Annotated in this window: 14 protein-coding genes; 13 read left to right on the top strand and 1 reads right to left on the bottom strand. The window is 52.7% G+C overall.

The genetic code is table 11. The features are described 5' to 3' along the window. Positions 1-9: 9 nt before the first annotated feature. Positions 10-183, bottom strand: coding sequence for a hypothetical protein (locus V3330_RS04675; protein WP_354694258.1), 174 nt, complete (start codon positions 181-183; stop codon positions 10-12). Between V3330_RS04675 and V3330_RS04670 the strand changes: the two genes are divergently transcribed. From V3330_RS04670 to V3330_RS04610, 13 genes are all read left to right on the top strand, one after another. Continuing rightward, positions 166-384 carry a class I SAM-dependent methyltransferase gene (locus tag V3330_RS04670; RefSeq protein WP_354694225.1) on the top strand — a complete coding sequence of 73 codons (219 nt, stop codon included), beginning with the start codon at positions 166-168 and terminating at the stop codon, positions 382-384. The genes V3330_RS04675 and V3330_RS04670 overlap by 18 nt on opposite strands. A 201-nt stretch (positions 385-585) precedes the next feature. Beyond that, positions 586-1,701: an acyltransferase family protein gene (locus V3330_RS04665; protein ID WP_354694224.1), complete on the top strand. Its 1,116-nt coding sequence runs from the start codon at positions 586-588 to the stop codon at positions 1,699-1,701. Between the two features lie 29 nt (positions 1,702-1,730). Beyond that, positions 1,731-2,573 carry an ABC transporter permease gene (locus V3330_RS04660; RefSeq protein WP_354694223.1) on the top strand — a complete coding sequence of 281 codons (843 nt, stop codon included), beginning with the start codon at positions 1,731-1,733 and terminating at the stop codon, positions 2,571-2,573. Then, positions 2,566-3,876 (top strand): ABC transporter ATP-binding protein, encoded by a 1,311-nt coding sequence (locus V3330_RS04655; protein WP_354694222.1) that lies wholly within the window; start codon positions 2,566-2,568, stop codon positions 3,874-3,876. Before V3330_RS04660 ends, V3330_RS04655 begins: the two co-directional genes overlap by 8 nt. Continuing rightward, positions 3,876-4,514: a sulfotransferase family 2 domain-containing protein gene (locus tag V3330_RS04650; protein WP_354694221.1), complete on the top strand. Its 639-nt coding sequence runs from the start codon at positions 3,876-3,878 to the stop codon at positions 4,512-4,514. The genes V3330_RS04655 and V3330_RS04650 overlap by 1 nt, the downstream gene beginning before the upstream one ends. Positions 4,515-4,642: 128 nt before the next feature. Next, positions 4,643-5,767 carry a glycosyltransferase family 4 protein gene (locus V3330_RS04645; RefSeq protein WP_354694220.1) on the top strand — a complete coding sequence of 375 codons (1,125 nt, stop codon included), beginning with the start codon at positions 4,643-4,645 and terminating at the stop codon, positions 5,765-5,767. Between the two features lie 18 nt (positions 5,768-5,785). After that, positions 5,786-6,940 (top strand): glycosyltransferase family 4 protein, encoded by a 1,155-nt coding sequence (locus tag V3330_RS04640; RefSeq protein WP_354694219.1) that lies wholly within the window; start codon positions 5,786-5,788, stop codon positions 6,938-6,940. A gap of 63 nt (positions 6,941-7,003) precedes the next feature. Further along, the gene (locus V3330_RS04635) at positions 7,004-8,272 is read left to right on the top strand and encodes a glycosyltransferase family 4 protein (RefSeq protein WP_354694218.1); all 1,269 of its coding nucleotides are present in this window, start codon (positions 7,004-7,006) and stop codon (positions 8,270-8,272) included. A gap of 24 nt (positions 8,273-8,296) precedes the next feature. Beyond that, the gene (locus tag V3330_RS04630) at positions 8,297-9,298 is read left to right on the top strand and encodes a glycosyltransferase family 10 domain-containing protein (RefSeq protein ID WP_354694217.1); all 1,002 of its coding nucleotides are present in this window, start codon (positions 8,297-8,299) and stop codon (positions 9,296-9,298) included. 69 nt (positions 9,299-9,367) lie between these two features. Further along, positions 9,368-10,006 carry a sulfotransferase family protein gene (locus V3330_RS04625; protein ID WP_354694216.1) on the top strand — a complete coding sequence of 213 codons (639 nt, stop codon included), beginning with the start codon at positions 9,368-9,370 and terminating at the stop codon, positions 10,004-10,006. Positions 10,007-10,036: 30 nt separating this feature from the next. Beyond that, positions 10,037-11,233, top strand: a complete 1,197-nt coding sequence (locus V3330_RS04620; protein WP_354694215.1) for a glycosyltransferase — start codon at positions 10,037-10,039, stop codon at positions 11,231-11,233. Between the two features lie 44 nt (positions 11,234-11,277). After that, positions 11,278-12,333, top strand: coding sequence for a glycosyltransferase family protein (locus V3330_RS04615; protein WP_354694214.1), 1,056 nt, complete (start codon positions 11,278-11,280; stop codon positions 12,331-12,333). Further along, on the top strand, positions 12,330-13,313 hold the full coding sequence (locus V3330_RS04610) for an NAD-dependent epimerase/dehydratase family protein (protein ID WP_354694213.1): 984 nt from the start codon (positions 12,330-12,332) through the stop codon (positions 13,311-13,313). The genes V3330_RS04615 and V3330_RS04610 overlap by 4 nt, the downstream gene beginning before the upstream one ends. Positions 13,314-13,325 lie beyond the last annotated feature (12 nt).

Below are 13,325 nucleotides of genomic sequence, written 5' to 3'. Positions count from 1 at the left end.
CTGTATTCGTCAAATAAAAGCCACACGAAAAGCCGCAGTCGATCCCACACCAATCAATCCGGAGTTCATCGAGAGTGACGGCACCGCTCTATTCCAGACGACGTCTGATCTGTTTTTCGAAGCCAGGCGGCCGCCTGGCTTCAGGAACGGAAGATCGATGTCGCCTTGGTAGACGGGCTTCATGAGTTTAATCAGGCTCTCAGGGACGTACTACATCTCGAGCCACACATGGCAAGAGACGGCGTGATTTTCGTTCACGACTGCAACCTCTCAACCCGTCGGCATGAGCAGGATATGAAAGGCCCATGGAACGGAGATGTCTGGAAAGTGTACTACTTCCTATCCTGTTTCTGCGCGAATCTGCAGTTCTTCACGCTTGATTGAGACTGGGGCTTGGGCGTGCTGATCGGGTTCGATGCCAACGCAAGTCATCCCCGCGAAATCCAACTCACCGAGATCAAGAGCCTGGATTACGAAGTGTTGGAATCGGATCGCGAGCGAATCCTGAAACTCCGAATTCCACTGTACTCGATGTTTTATTTTTCCAAGTTTCGCAATGCTCTTCACTGTTGTAAGTGATCCCAAATGCCTGAACGCAGAGAGTTCATCGGGTACCGGCCAAGGCTCGATGGCTTGCGAGCTGTGGCGATCGGTGCCGTGCTTACGGAGCATTTGGGCGGGTATCTGGCCAAACCATTTATGGCAGGATATTACGGGGTTGATCTGTTTTTCGTCATCAGCGGATTCCTGATCACTTCGATACTGCTGAACGATCAAACGCCCACTTTTCGTGGGTCTTATCGCAAGTTCATTGGTAGGCGCGTTTTGAGGATATTTCCCATCTACTACTTAACAATCTTCTGCCTGCTGATTGTTGATTATCCGTCCGCGCGCGAGATGTTTCCCTGGCTGGCCAGTTACACGTACAACTATGGTGTTGTGTTAAATAAAGAGCCGGGGTCTGGAGCCCCCTTGTTCTACTTGTGGTCCCTTTCAGTCGAGGAACAGTTCTATCTATTCTGGCCATTGCTCGTGATCTCGCTGAGAAAGAGATTGAAGATACTAAGTGCGATAACGTTGGTCATTGTCGTGGCCAGCTATGTCCAGTTAACAGTCCACCTGATTACTTCGCTGGTCGAGTTCAACTACACCGGTCTTCCGGCACGGATGGGCTCGCTGGGACTGGGAGCACTGGGGGCGATCCTGGTAGCGTGGAACGCACTGCCGTCGGGATTTTTCAACGACCGGCGAGTGGAAGTGATCGTGCTACTATCGCTCTTGCTGACACTGACGCTGACATTCAGGCTTCAGTTCATTGTCATGGGACTCTGTTCCTTGTACCTAGTGCTCAAAGCGGCAAGTTTCGGCTTTCGAACAACGACGGTAGATCGATTCCTCCTGCACCCCGCAGTTATCTATGTAGGCGCTATTTCATATGGCATTTATCTATTTCACGTGCCCGTTGCTGTTCTCATGACTGAGCACGTTTTCGATCATTTCTGGCTGGCTTTGCCGTGGGAAAAATTTGGCGAGTTTGGCGTGATCAGATGGCACTCCTGGATTATCAAGTTCCCAGTGTATTGCGCAGCGACTATTGCGCTTGCAGCTCTTTCCTACAGGTGGGTCGAGTCACCAATGCTTGTGCTCAAGGATCGATGGTTTAAGTACTCATCAGCACGCGCCGGGCAAGTTGCGGCATGAGTGGGGGCGTGCAAGACAACAATCGCACCTTGCCGGTTCGGGTCATCACCCCGCACGCGGGCTTGGAGGCCTTTACCGATGCGATCCGGTCACTTGTGCGTGATTTTCCACAAAGCCGGGCACTGGCCTGGCGCATGTTGCTCCGCGATACGAGAGCGATGTACCGGCAGAGTTTGTTGGGCTATGTCTGGCTGTTCCTGCCGCCGCTGGCGACCGTGTTGGTCTGGGTGCTGCTCAACAGTTCGAGCCTGGTAAATATCGAGGTGGGCACCGTCCCGTACCCTTTGTTTGTCATTACCGGCACTGTCCTGTGGACAGCGTTCAACGCCTCCGTGATGGCCATGCAGGAAATCATGGGTAGCGCACGCAGCATGTTGTCCAAGGTCAATTTTCCGCACGAGGCCCTGATCATGACCGCGTTCGGCAAGGCGCTTTTGAACAGTGTCATACCGGCACTGTTGCTCGTGCCCGCGCTTATCGTATACGGAATCCCTCCTGGCTTGCCCGCGTTGCTGTTCCCACTGGGATTTCTCACTCTTCTGCTGTTGGGCTGTGCGCTCGGCCTGTTGTTCGTGCCCATTGGGGCGCTTTACGGTGATGTGGGCCGCGCCATTCAGATGGGCTTGCGTTTCGGTTTCTTCGTAACGCCGGTAATCTACGCGATGCCCGAATCCGCGCTCACCCGCACACTCCTTCTGTGGAACCCCGTGAGCGCACCCCTGGTGTCGAGTCGTTCCTGGCTGATCGGAGGTGAATCCGTCTTCGTCTGGGAAACGGTATTAGTGGGCCTGATAAGCATCTTCCTACTGGCAATCGCAACCCTCGTGTTCAAAGTGGTCATGCCACACCTGATTGAGCGGCTCAATGCGTAACAACGCACACAACACCGACGATGAAGTCTTGATACGCGCCGAGCATGTCTCCAAGAAGTTCTGCCGTTCGCTGAAGCGCTCGTTGTGGTACGGGGCACAGGACGTGGCCAATAGCCTGATGCCATGGAAACGCAGTCTGGAACGAATTGGGATTGGGGAAAAGCTGGGCGAGCCAGAGTTGCGCCCTGAGGAATTCTGGGCAGTGCGGGATGTGTCCTTCGAGGTCCGGCGCGGTGAGTGTTTGGGTTTGATCGGGCACAACGGTGCCGGAAAGAGTACGTTGCTTAAGATACTGAACAGCCTGATCCGGCCAGATTCGGGACGCATCACGATGAAGGGCAGGGTGGGTGCGCTAATCGAGTTGAGTGCCGGTTTCAATCCGATACTGACTGGACGGGAGAATATCTACAACCAAGCGGCGCTGCTGGGCTTTAGCAAGAAAGAGACGGATGCGAATTTCGATGCGATTGTGGATTTCGCGCAACTCGAGCCATTTCTTGACATGCCGGTGCAGAATTACAGTTCAGGGATGCGCGTTAAGCTCGGCTTTGCAGTTTCCACGCAGCTGGAGCCCGATATTCTCTTGATCGATGAGGTCCTCGCGGTCGGCGATATCGGGTTCAGGCAGAAAAGTCTGAACAAGATGGCTGAATTGCTCGACAAATGCGCTGTAATCTTCGTCACACACTCAATGCCCCAGATTCTAAGAGTGTGCAATGAGGTGATGGTCTTGGAGAATGGGAAGAGCCTTTTCAAGGGCGCAGACATTGGTGCAGGTGTAGAGAGGTTCATCGCCCATTTTGATTCGGTTGGGCAAACGGTGACAGGTAGCGGGGAAGTGGAAGTTGTGGGGTTGACCATTTGGACCGTTGATGGATGCGCAGGGCTAGGTGAAACGGTCAATGTGCGTTACGGGGATGAGGTTACGATTTCAATTGAAGTTAGAGCAAGAGAACATCTTCGCGCTGCAAAGTTGCATTTCGTCGTTTGGAACAGCGAGTTGCTGCCAGTCTTGGACGTTATGGGACCAGACCTGACTGGTTTCCAATTCGAATTTGGCCACGATGGCCGCAGTAAATTGACCGCAAGAATTGGCGAACTCTTTCTTGGGGCCGGAAAGTACAGTGTAAGCGCAGTAATTAACTCTATAGACAATAAACGGGTGTTGTGCCGTTTCGATTCAGCTGTCAATTTGCTTGTGAGGGCGGATTCTTTTAGTGGTGCGCATGCCTTGCACTGTCCAGAGTGGTCGATTGAATCAGTCAGTAAGGAAGGTCAATTGACTATTGAGGAAAACGCCTGATGCCACTCTTCGAGAAGAATGGTGTCAAGGTTCTGTTCCTGCACATTCCCAAAACAGGGGGTACGTCGATTGAGAAGGCGCTAGGCTCTCAATCGACAATGACGTTTTACTCTCGGATACAACCTACTGAATTGCGTGTTTGTCCGCAGCATATGGTCGTGCGTGATTTGTTCATGCTGCTAGGAAGCAAAGGCTGGGACCACGCATTTTCTGTCGTTCGCAACCCTTATGATCGGATCGAAAGTGAATACTGCTTTCGCTCTGATATCGGAGACAACCGATACGGCCAGAAAATCGATTTTTCTACGTGGGTACTAACGAGTTTGCACAAATCGAAGAGAAAACCATGGTTCTGGGATAACCACTTCCGTCCTCAAACTGATTTCATCGACTCCAACGTTACTCTGTTTCGATACGAGGACGGAATAGAGACAGCTGTTAGGGAGGCCCAGGCATGGTTGGGGCTCAAGCAGGTGAGGTCGCTTGAAATCATGAATGCCAGCGAGAGAAAACGGCAAACCTGGTCAGCTGACGCTCTCAATTCATTTAATGATTTCTATGCAAACGATTTTAAAGAGCTCGGGTACAGGAAGAGGAATAAGACGCTTAGGTTCTTTCTGGCTGATCGCTCCACTTGAGTGAATGAAGTGACCATTCTGATGAGCGTAGCAGTTTTTAGTTTCAGGTTTGCAATAGACAGAGTTGGTCAGCTTTGACTGGAAGACTCACGAGAAAATACCTGTTCGCTCTCGGCCACTATGGCCACATGGGCGGTGCCGAACGTCAAGCGTTTCATTTGATCCGATACCTTCGTGAACGGCGTGATGCTCGGATCGCGGTTCTTGGCTGGTATGGTACGGAAGGCCCACTGGCTGAGGCATTGCGAGAGTGGGGCTGCGAATTATTCACGTTTCCTTATCAGGGCATGGCCCCAAAGGCATCAAAGGCTTGGAACCTGTTTCAGCTCGCCCGCTTTATCAAGTCGAGCATCAGACCCGATTACATCCTTCCGTTCGTGGCGGTGCACAGTAAGCCGATCTGCCAGATCTGGCGCTTGACTGGCGCGCGTTACGCCTGGTGGAATCAGCAAGATGAGGGGCGGGGTTTGTTCGGCACCGGGGCAGAGCGCAGGGCGCTTTTGAATGCAGCGCACATCACCTCGAATTCATGGGCCGGAAGCGAATTTCTCGCGCAAACTTATCGAATTCCCAAAGAACGCATCCTGACCTATAACAACGGTACTGAATTGCCTGACACGGATCGTCTACAACCCACATGGCGCAAACAACTTGGTATATCGTCAGGCACACCGCTGGTCAGCATGGTGGCCAATATCACACCCTACAAGGATCACGCGACGCTGCTTCAAGCCTGGCGCGTCGTGCTGCAGTCCTGGAGTGGGGAGATGCGTCCGGCACCCGTGCTGGCGCTGGTTGGCCATCAAAAAGTTGCAACGCAAGTCGCCAGATTAAAGGTGTTGGCTTTCGATATGGGGCTGGGCACCAGTGTCCGGTTTATCGGGTCGATTGATACCGTCAAAGAGCTGATGTGCGAGTCGGACCTGGTAGTTCACAGTTCGCTCAAAGAGGGTTGCCCGAATGCAGTTTGCGAAGCCATGGCGTTGGGCAAGCCGGTGGTTGCGACCGACATTCCAGGAACGCGTCAGGCACTGGATGAATCCACATGGAGAGACTGTCTCGCCGCACCAAAGGACGCGGAGGCACTTGCGCAGCGGATTCTGACAATGCTGAAAAACCCTGACATGAGCGCAGATTTGGGCGCGCGAAATCGGCAGCGAATCAAACAGCATTTTTCCATCGAAGGGATGTGTGCTTTCTTCCTCTCGCTGCTGGAGCAGGATGCGGCGCCGGCAAACTCAAGGCATGCCTGAGCGAAGCGGGACGTATTAGTGGGTCTGGCTGCCAAACTGGATGGCTATCGCCGGCGTGCTGGGTACGAATGGAAGCAGTTGCGGCAGCGGACCGCCGCTCGCAAGCGCGAGGCGGCGTTTCAGTCCTGGCTCGATGCGCTCTCAGCCAAGCCGCCCGAGGTGCTGGTCGGGGCAAACTTCGCCGCCTACGGTGGGGTGCGTCACCACATACAGGCCATCCAGAGATACTCGTCATTGAATGTGGATTTCGCCCCGCCGGAGTATGTGCTTAAGACAGTTGGACCTCATCACCTCAGTCATGATTTCCGCCAGCGCTTTTTGGACTTTCCGGCCAAGGGCATCAAGGTCGTGCATTCGCACGTGTTTCCGTGGTTCATTGAATGGTGTCGCGAGAAGCAGAATCAGGGAATACGCTGGGTGCATACCTATCATCTGAATTACTTTCCTGAGCATGGCCGAAATGGCATAGAACCGTGGCAGGAACAGATAAATTGCACTTTGGTCAACGTAGCCTGTCAGGCGGATATCGCGCTGTCTGTTTCACGGTGGCAGCGTGATTATCTTCTTAGAGAGCATGGAATCGAGACGTCTTACCTTCCAAATGGTGTTGACATAGCCGCATGTGACCGCGCGGACTCATCACGATTCGTTCGCAAGACAGGTTTGATTGATTTCATGCTTTGGGTGGGTCGAAATGACCCGGTAAAAGACCCGATTGAACTTGTCCGGCTAGCTGATCGTATGCCAGACCAGCAGTTTGTGATGATTGGCGGTGGATTTGCTGAGGGCGATCCGCTTGGCGATTGGCCTGAAACATTACCGGATAACCTGAGTTTGCTCGGTTCAATGTCACATTCGGACGTTCAGGATGCAATCGCCGCCAGCCTCGCAGTTATAGTGACGAGCAAACGGGAAGGGCTGCCTACATTGGTTATGGAGGGGATGGCTCATGGCAAACCGGTCATCGTCCCTGATGAGCCTGGTTGCACAGAGGTGCTTGGTTCAGGTGATACAGGGCTGGTTTACAAGTTAGGCGATCTTGATGACTTAACGGAAAAAGCCTGCCAGGCTAGGGTGGATCGTTCATATGGAGTCGAGGCCAGAAAGCGAGTGGTTAGCGAATACGACTGGAAAAAAATAGCCCCAAGGCTCGATGATCTGTATCTCCACTAGTTTGCCATTTCAGCGGAATCACCCGTCGGAATATCCAGGTAATTTCCATAGCCGAATAACTCAATGCTGAGGGTAGCTTTTTGCGCCTATGACAAACCGGACAGCATCGGTGGGCCACAAACCTGGCTGGCTCATTTGCTGCCAGCGTTATACGAATACGGCATCGAATCAAGCTGCCTGTTCCTGACTCACTGGGGCGATACCGGACCCTGTCTGGAGAGCCTGAGAAAACATGGTGTTGACTGTGAGCAAACAGCCTGCCAGGAACACACTCGAGAACGAATTAAGTGGATTCTTGCTCACCTGCGCCAAAAGTCACCCGATATATTCGTTCCCAATTTGGTGGTTGCCGGCTACTTCGCGGGCCGTTGGGTGCGGGCGGCCGGCATTCCCACCGTAGGCGTGCTCCATTCCGATGATCCCTTTTATCGCGGGATTCGGGATGAATTTGTTTTTGGCAGGAAAGCATTTCGCGTTTCAGCATTAGCCTGTGTCTCCCGGGAATTGGAAAGTCAGGCTGTCGCGCTCAAGCCCAGGGATACGATGATCGAACGGATACCATACGGGGTTGAAGTTCCCGCAAAGGAACGCGAAAAAACCAAAGGCTGCCTGCGCATCGCATACGTTGGCCGACTGGCGGAAGAACAAAAGCAAATTTCCCAGGTTGCCCGTTCACTGTGCCGAGTCATAAGCGAAATTCCGGGTACGGAAGCGGTGCTGTATGGGGATGGCCCGGATCGAAGAAACGTCGAGCAAGTCATCGCTTCGATGGGTCTCGAACTTCCAATAAGAATGGCGGGCCGGGTTCCGGCGGACGAGATTCAATCCCATCTCTTGGACTGTGATGTGCTGGTCTTGCTTTCGGACTATGAGGGATTGCCGATCGCGGTATTGGAAGCGATGGCATGTGGGGTCGTCCCAGTCTGCCTTCGAATGCGCAGTGGCGTGCCCGAACTCGTGGAGGATGGTGTTACCGGTCTGATTGTGGATGATCGAGGCGATGAACTTGTCCGTGCCATTGCGCGGCTTCAGTGCGAATCCGGGCTTTGGCAGAGGTTATCACGCGCTGCAAAATCTCGTGTTTCGTCAAACTACTCGCACCAGGCTTGCGTGGAGCGGTGGGCAGATTTGTTCTTCCGAATTCAAGCAAGGGTGAAAGGCAAACAGGTCATAAGTATCCCGTCAGTAATGGTGCTTCCCCGGACTAATCCGGCGCTTTCATCGGCAGATCCGCGACCTTCACCACCTGTCTTGCCCTTGCGGATATACAGACGAGGGAGGAAGTTCGCCGGACGGATAAGGCGGCGACTCTCGGGCCAGAGAATATGGTGAATAGGCAAAGCGATTGGTAACAAGATGACCAATGAAACCAAGCCATTTGAAAAGCCGGCTGTCTCGATAAATGTTTGCCAGCCAACGATGCGAGGCCCGGCACGAACTGATCCTGAGCAATGGTGGTACATTCGGTTTCTGCGCCGGTTTTTTGATCTTCGTTTTCATGATCGGCCGGATTTCTTGTTTTATGGCGACGCGGGCAATGGCGAACACCTTTCTTACCCTCCGAGCGTTATTAGAATATTCACCACGGGTGAGAATATTCTGCCTAATTGGCAGGAAGCTGACTACGCACTCACACATGAGCGAGTCTATTCACATCGTCACTGGAGATTGCCCCTGCACCGGCACTGGTTTGATACAACATGCACTGAGCCAGAGCGGGATTTTTCCATCATTTCAAAACGGGTAAGCCGGTTTTGTAACTTCATTTACAGTAACGATAAAGCGCAAGAGCGCATTGAGTTTTTCAAATTGCTCAGCCGATACAGGCCGGTGGATTCAGGCGGCGCAGTATGCAATAACATGAACGGTCGAGTGAATGATAAAAGGGCTTTGGTTTGCCAGTCGAAATTTACGATTGCGTTCGAAAATTCCAGTCGCTCGGGGTATTCAACGGAGAAGATCATTGAGCCACTGCTTTACGGAAGCATTCCGATCTATTGGGGTGATCCCGACATAAGTCAGGACTTTAACCCGGCTTGCTTTATCAATGTGCATGATTTTGGAAACCTGGACTCTGTGGTCGATCTCGTCAAGCAGATCGATCAAGACGATAGCCTGTGGAAGAGCTACGTAACAGCCCCGATATTCCCCGGCGGCCGGATGCCGGCCAAGTTAACTGATGACGCGATAGTGCGATTTTTTGGAAACATTTTTGCCCATGGGCGAGCGCAGAATTCACGCCGAGTCAGGATGAAACAGAGAATCGGATATCACTGGGCAAACTCCAGAATCATGGAATCCTTCGATAAGGCTATTGCGTCGTTCCATCGCAGAATCGGTGCAGTGGGCAGACGCTGAAGCACAGCGTGATAAAAGTCGGGGTGAGCTAGCATTTCGAACATCAACGGTCTGCCATTTCAGGCTAAAGTGCTACGAAAAGTGGCATTTTCGGACTTGGTGATTTCTGCTGGGATGCAGCGGTCTGGTTCAACACTGCTGTTCAATATCTTGAAACAACTCTTTGGTTTGCGGTCACCCACGACTATTACTGCAGGGTACATTCGAGACTACGCGCAATTGGGTGCTGCCGATTTATTCATTATAAAAACGCATACGCTTCCCGTACTGTTGAGACTGCGGGCACGCCAAATCTTCTATACGTATCGTGATGTACGTACCGCGATGGTGAGCCAGAATCGAAAATTTGGAGGCAAGCCGGACTTGGGTTTCGTGAGTTACTGCATTAATCAATACCTGATTGCAAAAAGGTACGGTACGCTGCTCATAAAGTATGAAGATTTGATTGAGGATCCATTGATTTGGATTGAACGGATCGCTGGCTGCCTGAAGATGCAAGTCGATGCAGGGTGGGTGTGGGAACACGTCAACAATACCGAGATTCCAAAGTCTGGAGATGGCTATTCAAAAGAGACGTTGTTTCATCCTAACCACGCCACAGGAACTACGGATGGAGAGTGGAGGGCAGTGCTTGAACAAAACTTGCAGAACGAGATTTGTGACCGATTTGGATGGTGGCTGGATGAATGTAACTATCCACGGACGTAGCCTTGAGCGTGTGAATTGGGTGCTGCTGCAGTGAGTTTATGCATTATCCAAGGGCTCAATCAGTTTCATTCATCTTCGTTCATTCGTGCACACGTTGAAATGCTGGCTGGTGAGAAGGTCACTCTTACCGAACGCTATCCAAACTTGACCTTCAACGGACGGCAAATACGCTACTTTTATAGCCAAAAACCTTGGCAGAAAAAGTTAAGCAAGCTTCTTCCACACTGGCTATACGAAAAACGAAGAAGCTCTTGGGAGGAGACCTACGCGGGTCGTCATGACTCAATCGCGGCATTCATGCGGGTTCATGCCGTGGATGTGATTCTGGCCGAATTCGGTATCCACGGCTCCAATATTTGCCCACATGCACGGGATCTAGGCATACCTTTGATCGTTCACTTTCACGGTCATGACGTTCATCGAAATCCAATGTTGGAGGGGTTTCAAGGACGCTACCAAGCGATGTTCGAGTATGCGTTTCGGTTGATAAGCGTTTCGCACTCGATGATCGAGAAACTCATTGAGATGGGTGCGGATCCGGCAAAGATTGTTTACAACCCCTATGGTCCGCGAAGGTCATTCCTTGAAATTCGACCGGATTATCGTAAGACACTCGTCGCGGTCGGCCGTTTCACGGATATAAAGGCTCCTTACCTGACCCTGATGGCTTTCAGGCAAGCGCTACAAGAACATCCTGACGCCTCTCTGGTGATGGGTGGATGCGGGGAGTTGCTTGAAACGTGCAAAACTCTGGCGCGCACCTGGAAAATTGAGGAACGGGTGTCATTCCCTGGGGCGCTCCGTCATGAAGAAGTACATGAACTGCTTGAGAATGCCTGCGGCTTCGTTCAGCACTCGGTGTGTCCAACCTATGGCGACTCGGAAGGTACACCGGTTGCGATCCTGGAAGCTGGTGCAGCAGGACTTCCGGTGGTCGCAACCCGCCACGCTGGCATTCCGGATGCGGTCGTTGAAGGCGTGACCGGGTTTTTGGTTGACGAGCGGGATGTGGATTCCATGTCAAAGCGAATGGGATGTTTGCTGGCTGATGTTGATAAGTGTCGACTAATGGGCCGTGCAGCGCGTGAACATATTCAAAGAAACTTCAGTATCGACCGCCACATTGGGTGCCTGAATGAATTGATTACACAGGCCCGTGGACAGGTTGATGCGAGGGTGAAAACCAGAACGTCGTTGGGCAGGTCAATGACCCGGAACCAAACCTGAAAGTTCTCGTTGCCAACATTCCTCTTCCGCAGAATCGCTTTCTTGTGGACCTGAATGTTGCGCTACAGCGTCACGTCAACATTGTTCACGACCACGAAGCATTCTGGAATCAGCAGGGCCGTTACGATATCGTCCACCTGCATTTTCCGGAATACATGACGTTCGAGACCGAGCAAGCCTTAAGGGGTTCACTCACGAGAAAGTTGATGTCTGCGGTCGAGGAGCGGCTGCAGTATTGGTCTGGCCGCAGCAAACTGGTAATCACCCGTCACGTGCTGCTTCCTCACGGTGCTCGCTCGGATCCCCGCTGGGAACGGATGTACGAAATGGTCTACCGGTATGTCGATGGCGTCGTGCATTTCGCCGACCCCAGTGTCGAGGATTTCGAACGTCGATATGCGAACACCAGATTTGTGCACGGTGTACCGTTACATGCCGTTGTGCCACACCACAACTACGCTTCATTGCCGAATACGATCTCACGCGAGCAGGCGAGACGAGCATTGCGTATCCCGGATCGGGCGAAGGTATTGTTGGTTTTTGGAGCTATCCGCAGTGAAGAGGAACGCCAAATGGTCCTGGATGCGTTCCACGACGCCCGTTTGCCGCATAAACTGCTATTGGTATCGCGCTGGCGTGAGAAATTGGCCGATGTATCCTGGATCCGCCTGAAGTACTGGTTGCGTGATTTAAAGCGCCTGTACTATCGCGTCCATCCCCGTTATCACTTCAATTATGAATTTGTCGCAGAGGAAAATGCGCAGACTTACCTGAACGCCGCCGATGTACTGCTGATTCCAAGATTACACGTTCTGAATTCCGGCAATATCACCCTCGGCATGACCTTCGGCAGAGTCGTGATTGGTCCGGACTCTCTGGATGTGGGGGACTTGCTCAGATCCACCGGGAACGTGGTGTTTGATCCCAATCACCCGGAAAGCGCTGCTGCTGCTGTTGAGCAGGCATTCGCGCTTGCAGCGCGGAATGAGGTTGGTCCTGCCAATATGAAATTGGCACTTGGTGAATGGTCGGCGGAGCAGTGCGCCGATCGTTACTTCGAGTTCTTCGAAAAACTCAATGGTATGAGAAAAACGGCATGAAGAAGATACTCATCACGGGCGGTGCCGGCTTTGTCGGTCGCCGCTTCTGCAAACGTTATCTGGAATCAGGCGACGAAGTGCACTGCGTGGATCCCATCGCGCCGGACACTGGCGGACTGGATCCACACTCCGGTTGGCCGCTTTTCAGTCCGGGAGATTACGAGAATTTTTACTTCTATCAGCAGGATTGCCGCAATTGGTTCAAAACCCGCGCCGATGATGATTTCGATTATGTATTTCACCTCGCAGCCATGGTCGGCGGCAGGGCGATGATCGAGAATCGTCCGTTGGCAGTGGCTGACGACCTCTCCATTGACGCAGAGTACTGGCAGTGGGCGGAGCGGGTACGGCCGGCGAAGACGGTGTGCTTCAGTTCCAGCGCCGCTTATCCGATTGACAGGCAGAAAAAGGGAAGTTACGAACTGTTAAGCGAAGACATGATTCGCTTTGACGGTGACATCGGCATGCCGGACATGACCTATGGCTGGGCCAAGCTGACCTGCGAGTACCTGGCGCGCCTGGCGTTTGAGAAGCACGGGCTGAAGTCGGTGTGCTACCGGCCCTTTTCGGGTTATGGCGAGGACCAGGACGATTCCTATCCGTTTCCCAGTATTTGCAAGCGCGCAATAGCACATATGGGCCAGCCCACATTGACTGTCTGGGGCACTGGGGAACAGATGCGCGACTTCATCTACATCGAAGACAGTGTGGATGGCGTGCTCGCCACGATGGATAAAATCGACGACGGTGATGCATTGAATTTGTCGACGGGCATTTACACCACCTTTAAACAGTTTGCCCGAATGGCTGCAGAAGAATGCGGTTACGATCCTGAGGTTGTTGGGCTTTCGGACAAACCATCGGGGGTGTTCGCACGGGGAGGAAATACCGCAAAGCAGGTGCAATACGGCTTTCGTCACAAGTTGACCTTCAGGGACGGGATTCGCAAGGCACTGGCTTTCTTTGGCCGGGAAGCCTGAGAGTTTGCGGGA

The sequence above is a fragment of the Elongatibacter sediminis genome, assembly GCF_037892215.1.
Taxonomy (GTDB): Bacteria; Pseudomonadota; Gammaproteobacteria; order Xanthomonadales; family SZUA-36; genus Elongatibacter; species Elongatibacter sediminis.
This window is presented reverse-complemented; position numbering and strand designations above follow the sequence as displayed.